Annotated in this window: 14 protein-coding genes; 7 read left to right on the forward strand and 7 right to left on the reverse strand. The window is 62.7% G+C overall.

Features of this window, described 5'->3' with window-relative positions; translation table 11 throughout:
• Nucleotides 1-83: 83 nt before the first annotated feature.
• On the reverse strand, nucleotides 84-959 hold the full coding sequence (locus HMPREF2526_RS02070) for an NAD-dependent epimerase/dehydratase family protein (RefSeq protein ID WP_049155185.1): 876 nt from the start codon (nucleotides 957-959) through the stop codon (nucleotides 84-86).
• Between the two features lie 104 nt (nucleotides 960-1,063).
• Here HMPREF2526_RS02070 and HMPREF2526_RS02075 point away from each other — a divergent pair, with 104 nt between their 5' ends.
• Nucleotides 1,064-1,732: a TetR/AcrR family transcriptional regulator gene (locus tag HMPREF2526_RS02075; RefSeq protein WP_049155183.1), complete on the forward strand. Its 669-nt coding sequence runs from the start codon at nucleotides 1,064-1,066 to the stop codon at nucleotides 1,730-1,732.
• Nucleotides 1,733-1,773: 41 nt separating this feature from the next.
• Here the strand turns inward: HMPREF2526_RS02075 and HMPREF2526_RS02080 are convergent, their stop codons facing one another.
• The gene (locus tag HMPREF2526_RS02080) at nucleotides 1,774-2,532 is read right to left on the reverse strand and encodes a 3'(2'),5'-bisphosphate nucleotidase CysQ (RefSeq protein WP_187357582.1); all 759 of its coding nucleotides are present in this window, start codon (nucleotides 2,530-2,532) and stop codon (nucleotides 1,774-1,776) included.
• 34 nt (nucleotides 2,533-2,566) lie between these two features.
• Between HMPREF2526_RS02080 and HMPREF2526_RS02085 the strand changes: the two genes are divergently transcribed.
• The 5 genes from HMPREF2526_RS02085 (at nucleotide 2,567) to HMPREF2526_RS02105 (ending at nucleotide 11,259) form a co-directional block, all read left to right on the forward strand.
• Nucleotides 2,567-7,510, forward strand: coding sequence for an Lhr family ATP-dependent helicase (locus HMPREF2526_RS02085; protein WP_070545547.1), 4,944 nt, complete (start codon nucleotides 2,567-2,569; stop codon nucleotides 7,508-7,510).
• Nucleotides 7,511-7,597: 87 nt separating this feature from the next.
• Nucleotides 7,598-8,866 carry an alpha-hydroxy acid oxidase gene (locus HMPREF2526_RS02090; protein ID WP_070545548.1) on the forward strand — a complete coding sequence of 423 codons (1,269 nt, stop codon included), beginning with the start codon at nucleotides 7,598-7,600 and terminating at the stop codon, nucleotides 8,864-8,866.
• Between the two features lie 27 nt (nucleotides 8,867-8,893).
• Entirely contained in the window at nucleotides 8,894-9,715 is an 822-nt protein-coding gene (locus HMPREF2526_RS02095) for a DNA-formamidopyrimidine glycosylase family protein (protein WP_070545550.1), read from the forward strand.
• A 10-nt stretch (nucleotides 9,716-9,725) separates the two neighbouring features.
• On the forward strand, nucleotides 9,726-10,139 hold the full coding sequence (locus tag HMPREF2526_RS02100) for a YccF domain-containing protein (RefSeq protein WP_049155174.1): 414 nt from the start codon (nucleotides 9,726-9,728) through the stop codon (nucleotides 10,137-10,139).
• A 52-nt stretch (nucleotides 10,140-10,191) separates the two neighbouring features.
• Entirely contained in the window at nucleotides 10,192-11,259 is a 1,068-nt protein-coding gene (locus HMPREF2526_RS02105; RefSeq protein ID WP_246819844.1) for an HNH endonuclease signature motif containing protein, read from the forward strand.
• Nucleotides 11,260-11,418: 159 nt separating this feature from the next.
• Here the strand turns inward: HMPREF2526_RS02105 and pgi are convergent, their stop codons facing one another.
• From pgi to HMPREF2526_RS02120, 3 genes are all read right to left on the reverse strand, one after another.
• Nucleotides 11,419-13,053 carry a glucose-6-phosphate isomerase gene (gene pgi, locus HMPREF2526_RS02110; RefSeq protein ID WP_070545555.1) on the reverse strand — a complete coding sequence of 545 codons (1,635 nt, stop codon included), beginning with the start codon at nucleotides 13,051-13,053 and terminating at the stop codon, nucleotides 11,419-11,421.
• Nucleotides 13,054-13,154: 101 nt separating this feature from the next.
• Nucleotides 13,155-14,057, reverse strand: a complete 903-nt coding sequence (locus HMPREF2526_RS02115; protein ID WP_046646986.1) for a trypsin-like serine protease — start codon at nucleotides 14,055-14,057, stop codon at nucleotides 13,155-13,157.
• A 67-nt stretch (nucleotides 14,058-14,124) separates the two neighbouring features.
• Entirely contained in the window at nucleotides 14,125-14,487 is a 363-nt protein-coding gene (locus HMPREF2526_RS02120; RefSeq protein WP_070510536.1) for a chorismate mutase, read from the reverse strand.
• 112 nt (nucleotides 14,488-14,599) lie between these two features.
• On the opposite strand from HMPREF2526_RS02120, the gene pcrA reads away from it, so the two are divergent.
• A complete protein-coding gene (gene pcrA, locus HMPREF2526_RS02125; protein ID WP_070545556.1) occupies nucleotides 14,600-17,107 on the forward strand; it encodes a DNA helicase PcrA in 2,508 nt (835 codons plus the stop codon).
• Nucleotides 17,108-17,111: 4 nt separating this feature from the next.
• Here the strand turns inward: pcrA and HMPREF2526_RS02130 are convergent, their stop codons facing one another.
• Both HMPREF2526_RS02130 and HMPREF2526_RS02135 read right to left on the reverse strand, forming a co-directional pair.
• Complete coding sequence (locus HMPREF2526_RS02130; RefSeq protein ID WP_046646982.1) at nucleotides 17,112-17,867, reverse strand: M23 family metallopeptidase; 756 nt, start codon at nucleotides 17,865-17,867, stop codon at nucleotides 17,112-17,114.
• A gap of 399 nt (nucleotides 17,868-18,266) precedes the next feature.
• Nucleotides 18,267-20,957 (reverse strand): FtsX-like permease family protein, encoded by a 2,691-nt coding sequence (locus tag HMPREF2526_RS02135; protein WP_070545558.1) that lies wholly within the window; start codon nucleotides 20,955-20,957, stop codon nucleotides 18,267-18,269.

The following is a 20,957-nucleotide window of genomic DNA, read 5'->3' on the forward strand; positions in this document are numbered from 1 at the left end:
CCACTACGTGTCCACGATTTGCGGGCAACCTCACGTTGGAGAAATCTTAGGTAGAGCGGTAGGGGTACTGGTGATGAGATTTGTTATTTCGACAGCTGGGCTTGATAAATAACCTCTAGAGCCTCGTCGGTTGGGGTCGCCTGCCATGAGGACGTGGCGCCGGTAAGAATTGAGGGACGGTCCCACAGGTATCTCATTTCTTTCAGTCCTCGGAGGCCCGTGCTGGCAACGCCAGCTACTTTCAGCATCCATGGGTGAATAGTGATGGGGGAGTGTTGGCATCCGGCACGTCGAGCAAACTCAGCTTGAGTCAGAGCGGGAGCGCAAGGTGTGGAAATTATTGGGGGTGTCGAATCATCTAAAAGTGCGTCTGCCAACGCTCGTGCAAAGTCTGGAAGATACGTGACCGAGTGTTTAGCGTGTGCGTTAAAAAGAGCAAGGGGACGCTTCTTCCCAATGATGAGCTGATGGTAGACGCATCCGGGGCCGGCATCTGGTCCGTACAGATCGGCCGCGATTACCGAGGTAGTGCGCGAGGGGGAGGCTAAGCGGTTCTCGATTAGGGTCGCTCGAACACCGGGTTTTCCATTGCGAGATCGGGTGAGGGGAGTATCAGGCGAAATCACCTCGTAAGTCTGGTCGAACCCATACATCGATTCGGGGAAGACGACGGGGATGCCTAGTTGGGTGGCTACCTTCAGCACGGTTTCTTCAGCTGGAATGAGTAGGTCGCGCCACTTTTGTGCGTCATATGGGGCGTGGATGCAGTGGGCAATGCCGTCGATCTGGTCTGGGTAGGCGTCACTGTATGTTGCGTCGCCCTTCTTGAAATCAACGTTTTCACTGGTGGCGAATTGGGGCTGTCGCCGCGTCATGATTGTGCATGTGTGCCCTCTTTTTGCGAGTTCACGTGATAGTGCACGGCCAACGGGGCCCGCGCCGGTGATGAGAAAGTGCATTGAGTGTCCTCCACTCTTATTAGTGACTGGTGCTCTCTAAGGCTATAGGTGCACTCGGCTACCGTCAAGAGCAGTGCTCTCTTTTGTGTTGATATAGTTTTCATATGTCGATGACACCAAGAGCGCGTGCTCGCGAAGAGACGATGTCGCGCATTGTTGAGCTCGGACGAAAGCAGCTTGATGCAGGTGGCCCAGAAGCCTTGAATCTGCGTGCAATTGCTCGTGATTTGGGGATAGTTTCTTCGGGTATCTACCGCTATGTGCCCGACAGGGCCCACCTATTAACGATGCTGATTATCGATGCGTTTGAAGCGCTCGATGGCGCCGTTGCCCAAGGAGTGGGTGCGGCCACTGGGACGCGAGCTAAATTCGTGAGCCTTGTGGCCGCTATGAGGATGTGGGCTTTGAAATTTCCTCAAAGGTGGGCGCTTATTTACGGCACGCCCATCATTGGATACGAAGCGCCCGCCTCAGAAACAACGGGTGCGGGTACAAAAGTTAGTCGGCGACTAGCCGTTTTGTTAACTGAGACCTCGGTTAAAGAGTTAGAACCGCGTTCCTCTCAGCTCTCGCAAGACCTTGCGGCGGCATCTGATGAGCTTGATGTGGAACTTCCCGCTGACGTCATGGAAAAGGCGCTTGAGGCGTGGATACAGATAATTGGCGTGATTAATGCCGAGGTTTTCGGTTACCTCGGCAAAGACACACTAAATGACTACCACGAGTTTCATGCTCGAATGGTTGCTCGTCTTGCAGACGAGTTGGGACTTTGACTTAGCGGCGCTGCGTAGGAGGGGAACCCCACACAAGAAACCTAGTACCCGCCGTTGGCCTCCGCGTAGGCGGCGGCGTGCTCCAGAATCTCGTCTGCTAGCTCGGGGCGGCAGATTAAAAGATCCGGAATGAAGGTGTCCTCATTGTTGAACTTGATGGGGGAGCCGTCCAGGCGCGAGCAGTGCAGGCCCGCGGCCAAGGCCACGCCCACCGGGGCGGCCTGGTCCCACTCGTACTGACCGCCGGCGTGGATATAACCGTCATAGTCACCCAACAGCACGTGGATGGCCTTCGCGCCTGCGGAGCCCGCGCCGACCGTCTCAAAGCCCATCTTCTCCGCGACGTAATCCGCCACCTTCGGCGGGCGGTTGCGGGAAACCACGAATTTCTTGGACAGCGGGCCGGTCACCGCGCGCACTTCGGAAGACTTAAAGGTCACGCCCATGTCTGGCATGCCGACTGCCGCGTGGGTAGGGGTGCCGTTTTCGACCAGCGCGATGTGAACGGCCCAGTCCTGGCGGCCGGTGGCGAACTCCTTGGTGCCGTCGAGCGGGTCAATGATCCAGACGCGTTCCTTCTTCAAGCGGCTCAAGTCATCGGCAGCCTCTTCCGACAGGACGCCATCCTGCGGGCGGTGCTGCTCAAGGACGCGGGCGATCCATTCCTGAGCGGCTTCATCGCCGGCATCACCCAGCGCCAAGCCGCGCAGCAGGCCACCGTTGCGCACGCCTTTGAGGATCTCGCCACAGCCATCGGCGAGGGAGTTGGTTAGACGGGAATCAGAAATCTCAACGGTCATAGTGACCAGATTAGCGCGCGCGATACAGTAGGGCATGTCCAAAAACGTTCTGGCGAAGTTCCGCCCGCAGGTTGCTGGCTGGTTCGCCGACGTATTTGCTGCCCCCACCCCGGTCCAAGAGCAGGCGTGGGAGGCGATTTCCGGCGGCGCGAACGCACTGGTTGTAGCACCAACCGGTTCCGGTAAGACGCTCGCGGCATTTTTGTGGGCGCTGAATTCTTTGGTGGAGCGCGAAGGCCAGACCGCCCTGCCGCTGAGTACTGAGCCCTCCCGCGAGGGAGCTCATGATGGCGTGAGAGTGCTGTATATCTCACCACTAAAGGCCTTGGGCGTGGATGTGGAGAATAATCTGCGCGCCCCGCTCAACGGCATCGCCCGCACCTCTGAGCGCCTAGGCCTCGACGTGCCGGATATCACTGTGGGAGTCCGCTCCGGCGATACCCCGCAAGCCGAGCGTGCCCGCCAAGTGCGCAAGCCCCCGGACATCCTCATCACCACGCCGGAATCGGCATACCTCATGCTTACCTCCAAAGCGGCGGGGATTCTGAAGACCGTGGATACTGTCATCATCGATGAGATCCACGCCCTGGCCGGCACCAAGCGCGGAGTGCACCTGGCCCTGACTTTGGAACGCCTCGCGCTCATCGCCGGGGAGTTTCAGCGCATTGGGCTCTCCGCCACGGTGCGCCCGCTGAGTGCTGTCGCCAACTTCTTGGGCGGCGACCGTCCCGTCGACATCATCGCACCGCCCGCCAAGAAGCGCTGGCAGCTCGACGTCCACGTGCCGGTCGAGGACATGTCGGACCTGCCCACCCCGGAGCAAGGCTCGCCCATCGGGGAGGCGACTGTCGACGACCCCCTTGGCATCACCCAAGGCCCCCAAGACGCGTTGCGCGTAAACGCGCAACGCAAGGAAGAGGGCGGGGTAGGAGACTCCGCCCTGCCCACGGCGAAGTCCATCTGGCCCTTCATCGAGGAAGAGCTCTACGCCGAGGTCATGGAGCAGCGCTCCACTCTCGTCTTCGTCAACTCACGCCGCACCGCCGAGCGGCTCACCAGCCGGCTTAACGAGCTCTATGCCCAGGAGCACGATCCGGAGTCCTTGAGCCCAGCGACCCGGCGCGACCCGGCCCAGCTGATGAAGCAGGTCGACGTCGCCGGGAAGGCTCCTGCGGTTATTGCCCGCGCGCACCACGGTTCGGTGTCCAAGGATGAGCGCGCGTTGACGGAAACCATGCTCAAAGAAGGCACGCTCAAAGCCGTGGTGGCTACGAGCTCGCTGGAACTGGGCATCGACATGGGCGCGGTGGAGCTAGTGGTGCAGGTGGAATCCCCACCATCGGTGGCCTCCGGCCTGCAGCGCGTGGGCCGCGCCGGGCACTCCGTCGGCGCGGTCTCCCACGGTTCCTTCTATCCCAAGCACCGCGCGGACCTCGTGCAATCAGCACTCACCGTAGCCCGCATGGAGGAGGGCCTCATTGAGGAGATGCACTCCCCGCGCAACCCGTTGGATGTCTTGGCACAGCAGACGGTGGCGGCGGTGGTGGCGTCGGCAAGCGCGGGCACGAGCGAGGGACTCGAGGCCGACAGTTGGTACGACACCGTGCGCCGCGCCTGGCCCTATAAGGACCTAGCACGCGAGGTCTTCGACTCCGTTCTGGACTTGGTCAGTGGTGTGTACCCGTCGACGGATTTTGCGGAGCTCAAACCCCGGGTGGTCTATGACCGCGTGACGGGCGTGCTCACCCCGCGCCCCGGCGCGCAACGCGTGGCGGTGACCAACGGCGGCACCATCCCGGACCGCGGCATGTTCGGCGTCTTCCTGGTGGGTACTGGTGAGGCTGGTTCCGCGCCGCGCCGCGTGGGTGAGCTCGATGAGGAAATGGTCTATGAAACCCGGGTGGGGGATATCTTCACCCTCGGTGCGACGAGCTGGCGTGTGGAGGAGATCACGCGCGACCAGGTGTTGGTGACACCCGCGCCGGGGCACACCGGGCGTTTGCCTTTCTGGAACGGTGACCAAGCTGGGCGTCCCTATGAGCTGGGCAAGGCGTTGGGTGCATTCCGGCGTGAGGCGCTCGCGGATCCGTCGGTGGTGCGCGGTGCGGATGAGAATGCGCGGCGCAATATCGCCGCCTACCTGCGGGAGCAGAACGAGGCCACCGGGATCATCCCGGATGAAAAGACGCTGCTGCTGGAGCGCTTCACGGACGAGCTGGGGGATTGGCGCGTGCTGTTGCACACCCCGTTTGGCCGGCCGGTGAATGCGGCGTGGGCGCTGGCGGTGGGGCAGCGCGTGGCGGAGCGCACCGGGATGGATGCCCAGGCCGTGGCGGGCGATGACGGCATCGTGCTGCGCCTGCCGCAGGGGGAGGCGGATCCGGATGCGGCGCTCTTTCTTTTCGACGCCGATGAGATCGCGGACATCGTCACCGAGCAGGTAGGCAACTCCGCGCTTTTTGCCTCCCGGTTTAGGGAGTGCGCGGCGCGAGCGCTGCTTCTGCCGCGGCGTAACCCCGGCAAGCGCGCGCCGTTGTGGCAGCAGCGCCAGCGCGCGGAGCAGCTTCTCGACGTCGCCCGCAGTTACCCCTCTTTCCCCATCATCCTGGAGACCGTGCGCGAGTGCGTGCAGGATGTCTACGACCTGCCGGCGTTGACGGAGGTCATGCGGGAGCTGGCGCACCGCCGCGTGCGCATCGCGGAGGTCACCACGGAGCAGCCTTCGCCGTTCGCATCTTCGCTGCTGTTCAACTACACCGGCGCATTCATATACGAGGGGGACTCGCCCCTGGCGGAAAAGCGCGCGGCGGCCCTGGCGCTGGACCCGGCGCTGTTGGCGAAGCTTTTGGGCACGGTGGAGTTGCGCGAGCTTCTCGACGGCTCCATCATCGCCGAGGTCCATGCCCAGCTACAGCGCACCACCCTGGAACGCCAGGCGCGCACCACCGAGGAGGTCGCGGACCTCCTGCGCGTGCTGGGCCCCATCCCGGTCGAGGAGTTTGGTGCGCACGCCACGGTGCCTCTGCGCGCACTCGATGCGCTGGGCGCGCGCATCATGCGGGTGCGCATCAACGGCCGCGAGCACGTGGCCCAAGCACTCGATGCGCCGCTGCTTCGCGACGGCCTCGGCATCCCCGTCCCACCCGGCATCCCCGCCCAGCAGGCCACGATTACCGACGCCGTGGACCAGCTGGTCAGCCGCTGGGCGCGCACGCGCGGTCCGTTTGTGGCGCGCGATGTGCAGGAAGCCTTTGGCCTGTCAGCCGCAGTGGCACATTCCACGCTGAACGGTCTGGATTCCATCTTGGCGGGGCACTACCGGCAGGGCGTGGAGGAACAGGAGTACTGCGCGGCAGAAGTGCTCAAGGTCATCCGCTCGCGCTCGCTGGCGGCTGCCCGGGCGGCCACGCAGCCGGTTTCGCCCGCAGCTTTCGGGCGTTTCCTGCCGGACTGGCAGCAGGTGGCGGCGGTGGGCCGGCGCCCGGTGCTGCGTGGGGTGGACGGCGTCTTCGCCGTCATCGAGCAGCTGGCCGGCGTGCGCCTGCCGGCCTCCGCCTGGGAGAGCCTCATCTTGCCTGCGCGTGTAGGGGATTATTCGCCGACGATGCTCGATGAGCTCACCGCCAGTGGCGAGGTCCTCATCGTGGGCGCGGGCAAGGCTGGCTCCAACGACCCGTGGATCATGCTGTTGCCGGCGGATTATGCCGCGCAGCTCGCCCCGCAGGTCTCTGCGGAAGAGGCGGGCGTGTCCATGCTGCAGACCCAGCTGCTGGAGGCTTTGCAAGGTGGCGGTAGCTACCTCATCTCCGATATTCAACCGCAGCTCAGCGGCACACCCGAGGAGGTCCGGGAGGCGCTCTGGGGCTTGGTGGAAGCAGGTCTGGTCAGCCCCGATTCCTTCGCTCCTATCCGGGCCCACCTGGCAGCAGGTGGGCGTGCCGGGCGTACGGCGCATCGCGCGCGGCGTCGGCCAACGCGCTCGCGCCTGCGCATGGGGCGCACGTCCTTTGCGCAAGCACACAATGCTTCCGGTACACCGACCGCACCGGACGTGGTGGGACGCTGGTCGCTCTCCGTTCCAGCTGCTACGGACGCAACCTCGCGTTCCATCGCGCACGGCGAGGCCTGGCTGGACCGCTACGGCGTGCTTACCCGCGGGTCTGTGGTGGCCGAGGATGTCCTCGGCGGCTTCGCCTTGGCCTACAAGGTGCTCTCCGGCTTCGAGGAATCCGGCAAGGCGATGCGCGGCTACGTCATTGAGGGCTTGGGCGCGGCGCAGTTCTCCACGCCTGCGGTCATCGATCGCCTGCGCGGGGTGGATGATTCCCCCGATGTTACGGGCTGGCCCTCCGGAACCCGCGAGCCGCAGGCCTATGTCCTGGCCGCGACCGACCCTGCCAACCCCTATGGTGCGGCGCTGCCCTGGCCCACTACCGATGCCGGCGAATCCGCGGCCCGCCCCACCCGCGCCGCGGGTGCCTTGGTGGTGCTCATGGATGGACTGCCGGTGGCTCACCTGACCCGGGGCGGAAAGACGTTGACCACGTTCTTCAACGCTTTGCCCGAGGGAATCGAGCGCACCGAGGTACTAGCCGCAGTGCTTGCAGGCCTCAACGAGCTGGTGGCCGCCGGGCGCTTGAACAAGCTGGTCATTGAGAAAGCGAACGGGCGGCCCATCTTCGAGTCGAAGCTGGGCGGTGAGCTGCGCGCACTGGGCGCGGCACTGACCCCGAAGGGCGTGCGGATTACTGGCTCTGCCCACACCGCCTCTTCCGGCCGTGCAGGACAGCACGGCAAATCTGGAGAAGCCACGCGCTCCGCTGAACCTTACCGTCCCGCACGTCGCGGTGGGCGCCGCGCCGTCGAGGCGATGGAGGAGCTGTCCTTCGATGATCCGGAGGATTCCACTGAGTCTGGTGGCCCATCGACTGCACCGGGAAGCCCAGGCGGTTTTCGCCCGCGTCGGCGACGCCGCTGAATGATATTCACCTTCATTTAGCCCACGGGCTTTTCATGGGTCTAACCTCAAAAGCTGATAGCCCAATAGAAAAGGAGTCTTGTTTCCATGCGGCTAAAGCGCCAACTGCCCAACGTGTCCGAGCTCAAGAACCTCATGCGGTTCGAAGCACCCAACCTCGACCGCCGGACAGCACGCCTGGCAGAGGCCGCTGATGTGTGGGATCTGCGCAAGATTGCCAAGCGCCGCACACCCAAGGCTGCCTTCGACTACGTCGACGGTGCCGCCCGCGATGAGGTCAGCTACCGCGAATCCCGCGATTTCTTCCGCGACGTTCGCCTCATGCCCAACGTGCTCAATGGCGCGCACGACATCTCCTTGAGCACCGAGATCGCCGGAGAGCCCGCGGCCCTGCCTTTCGGCATCGCGCCGACCGGCTTTACCCGCTTCATGCATGCCGAAGGCGAGGACGCTGGTTCCCAAGCCGCCCGCGACGCAGGCATCCCGTTCACGCTCTCCACGATGGGCACGCGCTCGGTGGAGGAGGTCGCGGCGTCGCAAGGCAATAGCGGCCGCCGCTGGTTCCAGCTTTACCTGTGGAAGGATCACTCCGCCTGCCAGGAACTCATCGAACGCGCTGCCGCCAACGGCTATGAAACCCTCGTGGTCACCGTGGATACGCCCGTGGCGGGCCAGCGTCTGCGCGATACCCGTAACGGCATGCGCATCCCGCCGCGCCTGACCGCCGGCACCGTCTTCGACGCCGCGTGGCGCCCCGAGTGGTGGTTCAACTTCCTCACCACGGACCCGGTCACCTTTGCCTCCCTGACCTCGACCACCGGCACACTAGGCGAGCTGGTCAACACCATGTTTGACCCAGGCCTCAACTTCGAGGACCTAGCGTGGATTCGCAAGCAGTGGACGGGCAAGCTCTTCGTCAAGGGAATCGTCAACCCCGAGGACGCCCGCAAGGTCATCGACCTTGGCGCCGACGGCATCGTGGTCTCCTCCCACGGCGGGCGCCAGCTCGACCGCGTGGTCAACACCCTCCAAGCCCTTGAGGCCGTGCGCGCGGAGGTAGGCCCGGACGTGGAGATCATCTACGACTCCGGCATTATGTCCGGCGTCGACATCGCCATTGCGCTGTCTCTGGGTGCGGATTTCGTCCTCATCGGCCGCGCCTACCTCTACGGGCTGATGGCCGGCGGCAAGGAAGGCGTCGACCGCGTCATTGAGCTGCTCGCGGAGGAGTTCAAGAACACCCTCCAGCTGCTCGGCGTGAAGAAGATCGAAGACCTTTCCCGCCAGCACGTGGTTACCCCGTGGGAACCGGGCGCGTTGGCATTCGGTGCGGGAAAGGATGCGCCGGTAGAGTAGGCACCCGTTTGGTGAGGAGGTTCTGCTGTGCCCGAGGGTGATTCCGTACTGCAGCTGTCGAATCGGCTGCAGTTCATGGAAGGCCGGCGCGTAACCTCCTCCTCCCTGCGCGTGCCGCGCTATGCCACCGTGCGTTTCGACGGGCTGGTGTGCGAGGAGGTCTGGCCCTATGGCAAGCACTTCTTCATGGACTTCGGGGGTGAGCTCATCCTTCATACCCACCTCAAGATGGAAGGCACGTGGGCCATCCACTACGCCGGGGACCGCTGGCGCAAGCCCGGCCACAGCGCCCGCGTGGTGCTACAGATGGAAAACACCCCGCGTGATATTGAGCTGGTGGGGCACTGGCTAGGGCTGGTCGAGGTCTTTCCATCCCGCGAGTTTGAGCAGCGCATGGCGCACCTAGGCCCCGACATCCTCGCGCCAGAATGGGCGGAAGGCGGCTTTGAGGAGGCTGTGCACCGCATTGAGTCGCGCCCCGAGCGCAGCATCGGCGCGGCCCTCCTGGACCAGCGCAACGTGGCAGGCTTGGGCAACGAATACCGCGCCGAGGTCTGCTTCCTGGCCGGCGTTCATCCAGCAACACCTGTAGCGCTTGTCGACGTCCCCCAGATCCTCACCATCTCCCGTCGCCTCATCTGGGCCAACCGAGACTCGCCGGTACGTGTGACCACCGGCGTGAAAAGGGCAGGGGAGACCACCTATGTCTTCGGACGCAACCGTCAGCGCTGCCGGCGCTGCGGCACGCTCATTGAGAAATCCACGCTGGGTGGTGTGGACGCCGGCGGCGATGAAGGAGAGTTGGAGCGCGTCATCTGGTGGTGCCCGCACTGCCAGCCGCGTCGCTAGGCTGGGATGCATGAAGATCATTTTGAACATCATCTGGTTGGCAACTGGTGGCCTTGTCCTCGCACTGGGCTACTTCCTCCTCGGCATCCTGGCCTGCATCCCCGTCGTGACGATTCCTGCCGGTGTGGCCTCGATGCGTATGGCGAATTTCGCGCTGTGGCCCTTTGGGCGCTCCGTCATTCAACCGGTCAAAGGTACCGGTGGCATGTCTCGGTTCTCTAACGTTGTCTGGTTCCTTGTCGCTGGCCTGTGGCTGGCCATCGGCCACGTCACCACTGCAGCGGCGCAGGCAGTGACCATCGTGGGCATCCCGGTGGCTCTGGCCAACCTGAAGATGATCCCGGTGACGTGCTTCCCGTTCGGCCGCAAGATCGTGGACTCTGACCACATCCCCTTTGGCTGGGAGTCGATGATCAAGCTCTAAAATCTCTGTCTCCGGTTGCGGGGTTGCCTAGGGTGTTTTAGTGTTCTGGGTCATGGGGGATTTAGAGACCTATTTCTCCTACCGCAACTCGGGGATTTCTTTGGTGGAGCAGGCGGTAGGAGGGGAGAAACGCTTACGCGCACTCGGCGCTTCACCTGCCGATGCCGCCGAATTGGCTGGCTTGAACCACATCTACTTCGGCGCTACCAAGTTCACGGGAAAGCAACGCACTGCCCGCAGCCGAGCCGCCGAACAACGCCATGATCTGGCCACGCTGAGCCTCATTGAGTCCTATACGAAGAAGCTGAAGAACCAGCTGCATGCTTGGAACCTACGGGTCAAGCTCGCCGGCACACCAGCACCGAACATCCCAGCCGTGGCGGCCAAGCGCTTAAAAGAGCTCAAGCCCAAACGCGTGCCCACACCTGGTGTGCGCATGACCTATCGCGCTGATGGTCCGCACTCGCTGACCATTACCGATGACCCCATGACCGTGACCGAGATGCGCGGCGTGCTGGAATCCATCAACCAGAACAACCTGCTGGAAGCAGCCAACCACGTCTTCTTCAACAAATCCCATGGCGGAACCAAACCAGCCGTGCTCACCAGCGTCGTTGTCACCTTGGACAAGCTCGACAAGATTGTGAGCGGCGACGGCGATGACATCGTCCTTGAGCTGACCAATGGCGGCCGCATGACCGGCACGGAATTTCTGAACTATAAGTTTGCCGAGATCGGCTACGTAACCCTCATCCACCCCGCGATCGGGCCGGTGTGGCTGCACCGGATGAAGCGTTTAGCCGGGTTTGAGCAGCGCATCATGGCCAGTGCTGAACATCCCACCTGTGCCAGGAAGGGCTGTAACAAGCCCGCTGATTATGCCCAGGTGCATCACCTCGTGCCGTGGAAGGCAGGAGGGGCTACCAACCCGCCGAATCTGACCATGTTGTGCGCCTATCACAACGGCATTAATGACGATGACCCGGAGAAACCAACAGGTGCTGGCTACGTGTTTAGGATTCGCGGCGATGTGGACTACATCCCGCCCTGGGGAGAACCGATAACCGCCCAGGCTGCGTATCAAGCCGCGCAACGCGGACTTGGACCGCCCGGCGGGTAAATCGCCACGCGGGCGAGCCCACGGGGGCCGCCCGATAGGTAAATCCTCACGTGGGCGCCCACAGGGCCTCCGCGGCGTTGGCGATCCCGCACGTCGATTGCGCGTCAAAAACGGGTGAACCCCCGACCGTTCGGCCGGGGGGACGTCGCCAAGCAGTGCTTAGCGGTGCTTGCGGTACCAACCGATCAGAGCATCGGTGGAACCATCGCCGGATGCGGCCTCCTCCTTGCCGGAGACTGCCGGTGCCAGGTCATTGGCCTGCTGCTTGCCCAGCTCCACGCCCCACTGGTCGAAGGAGTTGATGTCCCAAATGATGCCCTGGGTGAACACGATGTGCTCGTAGAGCGCGATCAGCGCGCCGAGGGCCTGCGGGGTGAGTTCCTCCGCCAGGATTGTGGTGGATGGGCGGTTGCCCGGCATCACCTTGTGCGGGACCACGGCCGGGTCCACGCCCTCAGCGGCAATCTCTTCTGCCGTCTTACCAAAGGCCAAGACCTTGGTCTGTGCGAAGAAGTTGCCCATGAGCAGGTCATGCATCGAACCGGTGCCGTCCGCGGTGGGGAAGTCTTCCTTCGGACGGGCAAAGCCGATGAAGTCCGCCGGGATGAGCTTGGTGCCCTGGTGCATGAGCTGGAAGAAGGCATGCTGGCCGTTGGTGCCCGGCTCGCCCCAGTAAATCTCACCGGTCCCGGCGCTCACGGCGGTGCCGTCGCGGCGCACGGACTTGCCGTTGGACTCCATGGTCAGCTGCTGCAGGTAGGCCGGGAAGCGTCCGAGGTCCTCGGAGTAGGGCAGCACCGCATGGGTCTGCGCGCCGAAGAAGTTGGAGTACCAGACGCCGAGCAGACCCATCAGCGCCGGAACGTTTTGCTCCAGGGGCGCGGTGCGGAAGTGCTCATCCATGGCGTGGAAGCCCTCGAGGAAGCGCATGAAGTCCAGCGGGCCGATGGTGCACATCAGCGACAGGCCAATGGCGGAGTCGACGGAGTAGCGGCCACCCACCCAGTTCCAGAAGCCAAACATGTTCTGGGTGTCGATGCCGAACTCCGCGACCTTCTCCGCGTTGGTGGACACCGCAACGAAGTGCTTGGCGACGGCCGACTCGTCACCATCAAACTGCTCAATCAGCCAGCGGCGTGCGGCGTGAGCGTTGGCCAGGGTTTCCTGGGTGGTGAAGGTCTTGGAGGCCACGATGAAGAGGGTGGAGCCGGCGTCGAGGCCGTCGAGAGTCGCGGCGAGATCCGCCGGGTCGACGTTGGAGACGAACTCCGCGCTAATGCCCGCCACTTCGTAGGAGCGCAGGGCCTTCGCGGCCATGGCCGGGCCCAAGTCGGAGCCGCCGATGCCGATGTTGACCACCTTTTTGATGGTGTGTCCGGTGTGGCCAAGCCACTTGCCGGAGCGCAGCGCAGTGGCGAAGTCGCGCATGCGGCCCAGCACCTCGTGGACGTCGGCAGCGACGTCCTGGCCGTCGACGCTCAAGTCCTTCTCCACGGGCAGGCGCAGCGCGGTGTGCAACACGGCGCGATCCTCGGTGTTGTTGAGGTGCTCGCCGGCGAACATTGCGTCGCGGCGCCCCTCGACGTCGGCAGCCCGGGCGAGGTCCACCAGTGCGGTGACTACTTCCTCATCGATGAGGTTCTTCGACAGATCCACGTGCAGGCCCGCGGCGTCGAAAGAATAGTCTGCGGCGCGGGAAGCGGAGTTAGCAAAAAGCTCACGCAGGTTGAGGTCCTTCTTGCTTTCAAAAAGCGAGGTGAGCGCGGCCCACTGCGGCTGAGCGGTGATGTCCATTGCAAAAGCCTTTCTGGCAGGTAGCAGACATGAAACTTACTGTGTCCACCGTAGTCCAGAAATCCCTTCGCTGCCGAGGCAGAAGACCGTACTGCGTTGAGCTAGGAGTAGAGCTTCAGGTTGAATTGCTCCATCGTGTTTCCGATCTCCATGGCACCAGTTTCGGGGCCGGTGTAATCATCGTAGTTGCCAAAGGACAAGACACCTACCGCGTACAGTTTGCCGTCGATGGAAGCGTAGACAGGACCGCCGCTATCTCCGGGTACGCTCTCGCTGCCAAAGGTGAAGAGTCCTTGGTTTTCGAAGCGGTCAATGAAATCGTCGCAGGCAGCGCCTCCCGCGGAACCGGCAAAACACATCGTGGGCTTCTTGTGCGTGACATCCTCGAGGCTCATCCAACCGGCCAAAGGCGCATTGAAGGCCGGTGCGGTAGATACTTCGGCGGCTGGGTTGGACACTTCGATCAGTGCAATGTCGGCCGAGTTGATGCTATCGGTGTTGGTGTTGCGGGCCTTCTTTACCATCTGGCCTATCTCTACCGTACTGCCGGATTGATCCTCATAATAGAAGGTGTCGCCCGTGTCCCCGCAGTGCCCGGCGGTGAGGATAAAGAGGCGCTGCCCATCGCCAGCGAAATGACCGGTGGAGCACCGGCCACCGTTTGTGCCGTTGTAGATGGGCGCACCCGGCGTCAACACCCCCAGGCTCATGAAGTAATCGGCAGCTTCAGGAGCTATCAGGTTACGTCGGGGCTCCGGTCGCTCCGCTTGAGGGATTTCGGTGGTGTTATCCCAGAGCGCATCGCCGTCGAGGGGCTCCTCGAAGCCTTGCGTTGTTCCGGATGCTGCGGAACCCTGCCTGCGGTCGGAGTCGCTGACGGCGGGAAGATCGAGCGTCGTGGTGGAAATGGTGGTCTCAGCGGAAGAAGAGGTGCTGCAGGCGGATAACACGGACGCAGCGGTGGCCGCGGCGAGAATCGCAGCCAGGCGAGAGGAAAAGCGCATGGCGCGAGCCTAACCCACCGTATGTTTAAGGGCGCGAGTGCTGGGGACTGGTCCGTGCGGCGTTTGATCAGCCGAGCTTGCCGCGCCCTAAGCGCAGGAGGGCGGAGGCGATGGCGGGGCCTTCCTCCCCGAGCTCGTCGCGGAACTCATTGAGGATCGCGATTTCGCGGGTATGCACCAAACGGGTGCCGCCTGAGCTCATTCGCGTCTTACCAATGGTGCGCGAAATGTCGGTGCGGCGCTTGATAGCGTCGAGAATAACGCGGTCGAGGCGGTTGATCTCTTCGCGGTAGCGCTGAATCTCGGCATCACTCAGCGGGTCATCGGTGCCCGACGGCATGCGAATGTCGAGCCCATTGTCCACGACGTTGGGGTCTTGGTGCTCAGGGCTCAAGCCAGAGTCTGCGTTGCCAGGATGTGAAGAGCTCATGACATCAGATTGTGCCACCATGCCGGGAGAAAAGGGGAATTACCAGCTTTCACGCCGACCAGAAGTGCGGTGAGGGGCAATGTCCGGTGGTGCTAGTAGGTTGGAGAGCATTATGAATAACAAATCTCCTTTCGTCCCCCGTTCGTCTTCCGATTCTTCCGCCGGCGGCCTGTTTCCTGCGCCCGAGAGCAACGTCGACGCCCCTTCCGGTCAGGGCTCTGATCCGTTGCTCGAGGGCTTAAATCCGCAGCAGGAAGAGGCCGTGACGCATTCGGGCTCGCCGCTGCTTATTGTGGCCGGCGCGGGCTCGGGCAAGACTGCCGTGTTGACCCGCCGCATTGCGTACCTCATGCGGGAGCGCGGGGTGGCACCTTGGCAGATCCTCGCCATTACCTTTACCAACAAGGCAGCCGCGGAGATGAAGGAGCGCGTCGGCCAGCTTGTCGGCCCCGTAGCGGAGCGGATGTGGGTGTCCACTTTTCACTCCATTTGTGTTCGCATCTTGCGCAATAACGCCCAGCTGGTGCCTGGCTTGAACACGAATTTCACCATTTATGACGGCGATGATGCCCGCCGGCTGCTCACCATGATTGCGAAGGACATGCAGCTGGATCTGAAGAAGTATTCGGCGCGTGTTCTGGCTAATCAGATTTCCAACCGCAAGAACGAGCTCATCTCCCCGGAGCAGGCGCGCGCGGAGGCAGAGAGGACGAAGAATCCTTTCGAGCTCACCGTGGCGAGCGTGTACGAGGAATATCAGCGCCGCCTGCGCGCGGCGAACGCGGTGGACTTCGATGACCTCATCGGGGAAGTAGTGCGCATCTTTAATCAGCACCCGCAGGTGGTGGAGTTTTATCGTCGCCGCTTTAAGCACGTGCTTATCGACGAATACCAGGACACCAACCACGCGCAGTATGCATTGGTCTCGGCTTTGGTGGGCAGGGGCGAGCTGTCGCCGGATGCTCCGGAACTATGCGTGGTGGGTGATTCGGATCAGTCGATTTATGCCTTCCGCGGAGCCACCATCAGGAATATCCAGGAGTTCGAGCGGGACTACCCGCAGGCGCACACAATTTTGCTGGAGCAAAACTACCGGTCGACGCAGACAATTCTGAACGCGGCGAACGCGGTCATCGCGAAGAATGAGGGCCGCCGCGAGAAGAACCTGTGGACCGCCCACGGCCAGGGCGAACAGATCGTCGGCTACGTGGCGGATAATGAGCACGATGAGGCACGGTATATCGCCTCGGAAATTGATTCCTTGGCGGATAAAGGCACGGCTTATTCGGATATTGCGGTGATGTACCGCACCAACAATGCCTCGCGCGCGTTGGAGGATATTTTCGTGCGCTCGGGCATCCCGTACAAGGTGGTCGGTGGCACGCGCTTCTATGAGCGCCGCGAGATCCGGGACATGGTGGCCTACCTGCGCATCATGGATAATCCGGATGACACGGTGAGCTTGCGCCGCATTATCAACGTGCCTAAGCGCGCTATTGGTGATAAAGCGCAGGCGCAGATCGCCCTGCATGCGGAGAACCTTGGCGTGAGCTTTGGTGCTGCTCTCCGTGATGCGGCGGAGGGCAAGGTAGCCGGACTCGGCACGCGGGCAGTGAATGCCGTAACCAAATTCAACGAGATGATGGAAGGCGTACGAGCGCAGATTCCGGGCATGGTCAATGAGGTGACGGGCCAGCCGGATTTGGGGGAGTTGCTCAACGCGCTTCTTGACGCCACCGGCTACCGCGCGGAGCTCGAGAACTCCAACGATCCGCAGGATGGTGCGCGCCTGGATAACCTCAACGAGTTGGTCTCGGTGGCCCGCGAGTTCAGCTCTGAGGCGGCCAATGAGATGGCATTCATGGGTGCGGATGCAGAAGAAGCACCCGAGCTAGCAGAAGGTGAAGCCGCGCCGGGCTCGCTTCAGGCGTTCCTTGAGAAGGTCTCGCTCGTGGCGGATGCGGACCAGATTCCGGACCACGAATCCGGAGTGGTCACGCTGATGACGCTGCACACTGCGAAGGGCCTTGAATTCCCCGTCGTCTTCCTCACCGGCTGGGAGGACGGACAGTTCCCGCACATGCGCTCCCTGGGTGACCCGAAGGAGCTGAGCGAAGAACGCCGCCTTGCCTACGTGGGTATCACGCGTGCTAGGGAACAGCTCTACCTCACGCGCGCGATTCTTCGTTCGTCCTGGGGCAACCCGGTGACGAACCCGGCCAGTCGCTTCCTCGCCGAAGTCCCAGAGGACCTCATCGACTGGCGCCGTGAAGAACCAGACAGCTCGCTGTCTGGCGCGTGGGGCGGAGATGATTCCTACCAATACGGGCGAACCTTTGGCTCGGATAGCGGGTTCTTCCGTGGAGGCGGCTATGGCTCGCGGAGCGCTGCGTCTTCCCCTTCGCAGCGCTCGCGCAAGCCGGCCTCGGCAACGTCGATGCCGAAGAATAACCATCTCAATTTAGTTGTGGGGGACCGCGTCAACCACGCGAAATACGGGCTGGGCACGGTCATCGAGGCCTCCGGGACCGGCGCGCGGGCGACGGTCACCGTGGACTTCGGTTCAGCGGGCAAGGTTCGCCTCATGCTCATCGGCGGAGTGCCGATGGAAAAGCTCTGATGCTTTAGATGAGGATGCCGCGCTCGCTGAACCAGTCCACCGGATCGACGGCCGCGCCGCCGCCCGGGTGAACCTCGAAGTGCAGGTGCGGGCCGGTGGAGTGGCCCTCGTTGCCGATGACGGAGATTTGGTCGCCGGCCTCGACGCGGTCGCCGACGTCGACCAGCAGTTGGTCGCTGGGCATGTGGCCGTAGACGGTGATGGTGCCATCGTCGTGCTGGATGCGGATCCAGTTGCCAAAGCCCTGGGCAGCGCCGGAGGAAATGACCTCGCCGTCCATGACAGCGTAGATGGGGGTGCCAATGGGGTTTGCCACATCGATGCCGTTGTGGAAGGAACCCCACCGCGGGCCGAAGCCAGAGGTGAAAGTTCCGGAGGTCGGAAAGACCACGGTGTTACCGTCCGCGTCCTGGCCGCGAGTAGGGGTGAGGCCGGAGTGATCGCCCTGCGGGGCGAAGGCCTCGGCGAGACCAGGAATGCTGGAGGGATCGAGGACGATCTCGAAGCCGTCCTGCGTGGTGTTGACCTCTGGGACGGATGCCCCGTTGAGGGCACCGGCTGTCGAAATGAGCAGCCCCGAGACGGCTTTGAAGAGGTCGGCCTTGGATTCTTCCTTGACTTCGACGTCGGCAGCGGACGGGTCCTTGGAGGACCCGTCGGAGACGTCCACGCTTGCTGCCGGTTCGGCGGCGAACGCTGGGGTCGTCACGGTGGCGGTGCTAACCGCCACGGCGGCGAGTGCGCTGAGCGTGCGCTTCATAACTTCACGTCCTTAAGTCCTGCTGTGGCCCGCTGGGTGTGCGGCGGAAGCCTGTGAGCAATAGGGGAGCGGCCGTATCAGCCGCAGTGCGCCTTGCAGCCCGCGACACGCCGGTGCGGTTGCAACCGAGTGCTGAGGCTGTGTGGCAACGAGATACAAACTATCCCGCGGGACCGCCCTGCGCAACGCTTAAAAATGCAGGTAAATCCAGGAATTGTTCGAAAAACTATCGAACAGCCCAGCGTGTTGCGCATGTGAAAGAAGTGAAAATTGTTACAGGGGTAAAGTAGAGGTTTAAAGAATGGGGGTGAGATTTGGGGGGTAAAAAGTGCAGCGCTCCCGGCCAATCTTTCAGCCGAGAGCGCTGGGGTTGTGGGCGCTGCTACTTGGTCAGCGCTTTTAAGTTAGGGAACGTGATTCGCTGCGATCCCGCGCGGTGAGTGGGGCCGTCTTGTCGCTGCGGTTGATCGCAGCCGCGAGGGCGGCAGCCAACAGCGGCACGACGAGCACAGCGAGGAATTGCCACCAATCCGGGGTGAAGTAGTCCTGCGGGCGCAAGCCATGGAGCGGCGTCGAGAAAACGTATCCTGAGCTATCGGCAAAGAAGTACGTGCCGAGATGCCCGGCAACCACACCAAAGAGCATGCTTACGGTAGACAGCATCCACGTCTGCCATGCTGCCACCTTGGACATCAGCGAGGGGTGGGCGCCGATGGATTGCAGCACGGTGCTTTCCTGGCGCATGCTGCTCGCTGCGTTGGCAATGATGAGCGCGAGCACGATAAGGCAGACGAACCCCATTCCGAGGCCCAGGTAGTAGCGGAAGCTCTCGGGAGTAGAGACGGCGAAGCTTAGCGAGTATTGCGATTGCGAGGCGCTCGCTGTCAGGTCTTGTAGCTCCTCACGCTCTGACTCGCTCGGTGGCTCGTCGAACGCGAGGGCTTGGCCCACGTAGAAGGGCTCCATGTTCAGCTTTTCTGCTGCCTGCTGGCTAATCAAGACCACGTCGCGGGCCGCGGTGGGTAGTGCCTCCACAACCGGCAGATCCGCGTCCTGTGCCCCGCTCGGTTCTTGGCTGTCAATGCGGTTATAGGATTTTACGGTCACCGTGCCATGAGTCTTATCGCCGACGTGGCTGCTGTGGGGAAGCACGATGCCGCCAGCATCCAGCGTTTGTGCCGCTGCGCGTCGATCTTCTTCTGAGTCGAACTGCCACAGATTGAGCTGGGAAGAATCCGTTTGAACCATCCTGCTTTGATAGATCAGCGGGTTATAGGGGAACGATGTCATCAACTCGTGGGCGCACTCCTGGCGAGCCTCTTCGGACTCATCGGTGCGCCGCCCCTGATTATCCACGAACACTGCCCTCTCAACCGGCTTGCTGAGATCGACCTGCTCGCACTGGTAATCAAACTCGGTGGTGAGCTCGTAAAAAGTGCCATCCTCTGGAAGGCTGTAGGACGTCGTCCACGAGGGGAAAGTGTAGAAGGGGTAGGTACGGGCAGTGGTGGTCTCCAGGATGGCCTCTACCGCTGCGCGTTCTTCCGGCGTGGACACCTGCGTTGGTTGCTCAAACGTCGCCTCCTCAATCAGCGCAGAAGTAGGCGGCATGACGAGCTTTTCTTCGGCGGTGGTCTTTGCGCTATCCGTCATGATGCCCACACCAAACAGGGAGGCTACGAAGGCAACTGAAACGAGAGCGATGGACGTCGGCAAGGCATGCATGCTGCGCCGGGTCAGGCCGCGTCCAGCCAGACGCAACGCGAGGGGGCCGCGGCGCGACAGCAGGGAGCACAAGAAGACCAAGGCCGGGGCAGACGCGGCAACCGCGATGACTCCGAAGAGAGCCAGCACCGTGGGGATGTACTGTCCCCAGGGGGTGAAGCTGAATAACACGAGCAGAAGCAGGAATGCAGGGCCGATGGCCATCCACCGCCGGAAGCGCAAGAGGCGGTCGGGAGCAGCTCCCTGGATTGCAGTGGAGAGGGCACCACGTTGCGCCAACCACGCGGGAACGATGGAGACAATGACACAGCCTGCCACCGCCACGAGCCATGCGAGGCCAATAGCTAGGAAGGGCGGGCGTGCGGCAAAGTCCGGGTAGCGGGCTGCCCACCACGCCCACGAAGCTGCCAGGCCAACAACCACGCCGATGGTGGCGCCGATAAGCCCCATCAGTAGGCCATAAGCCATCACCGCGAACATGATGTGGCGCGGTAGTGCGCCCTGGCTCGACATCAGCGCGTACAGGCGTGTATTGCGTCCGGTAGCCAGTGTGAAGACGGGCGTGAGAAGGAAAAGGATGAGCAATCCGGCGATGGCGTAGAGGCCAAAGAAGAAGAGCACGAAAAGAATACTGCTCAGGATTCCGCCAAAGGAATCCGGCTCAGAATCGGGGCGGTCCGTATCTCGCAGCTCCGCTGCCCAGATTTCCAGCCCAGCTTCACGGGCGCGGTCGGCATCCTCCTCGGTCAGCGGTGTATCACCCACGATGGCCCAGGTGGTGCGTGTTGTAAAAGAAGGGTCGCTGAGGGCCTCATTGAGGGTGGGGGAGGTGACAAAATCATAGTTTTCGGGAGCAATGGCCGCAACTGTGGCTTGGTGGTCACCGCTGAGGGCGTTGGTGCGCACGGTGATAACGTCCCCCACGGAGGCGTCGATCTTGCGCGCGGTCGAACGCGATAGAACTGCCTGGTTGGGGCCAAGATTGAACTTGTCGACGGCCTCCTGTGCTGGCTCCGGCGGATTCTCTGCGTCGAACTGATCTACCCAGGAGTTGGTTGACTTCCCATTATGGATTAGTGACGTGCTAGAAAAAGTGGCGACCGGGCTGACACTGAGGCCCTCAGGAAGCACCTCGGCAGCCAAGCGTGGTACGTCTTCGTTGCTAATGTCCGAGCGCTCGGCGCTGATCTGCCGCTCGGGTGAGCTCAAGGCCGCGGAGAGCCGACCGGAGGAATTATCAAAGAGCGCCATTCCAATCACGAGTGCCACTGGCAGCGCGATGAGCAAAACGGCGGCTAGCGTGCGCCACGGGTGGCGCCACAGGTCGCGCCTCGTCGGGCGGGTGGCGGCATTAATGCCGGACAT

Origin of the sequence: Corynebacterium sp. HMSC070E08 (assembly GCF_001808895.1) — a bacterium.
Classification (GTDB): Bacteria; Actinomycetota; Actinomycetes; order Mycobacteriales; family Mycobacteriaceae; genus Corynebacterium; species Corynebacterium hiratae.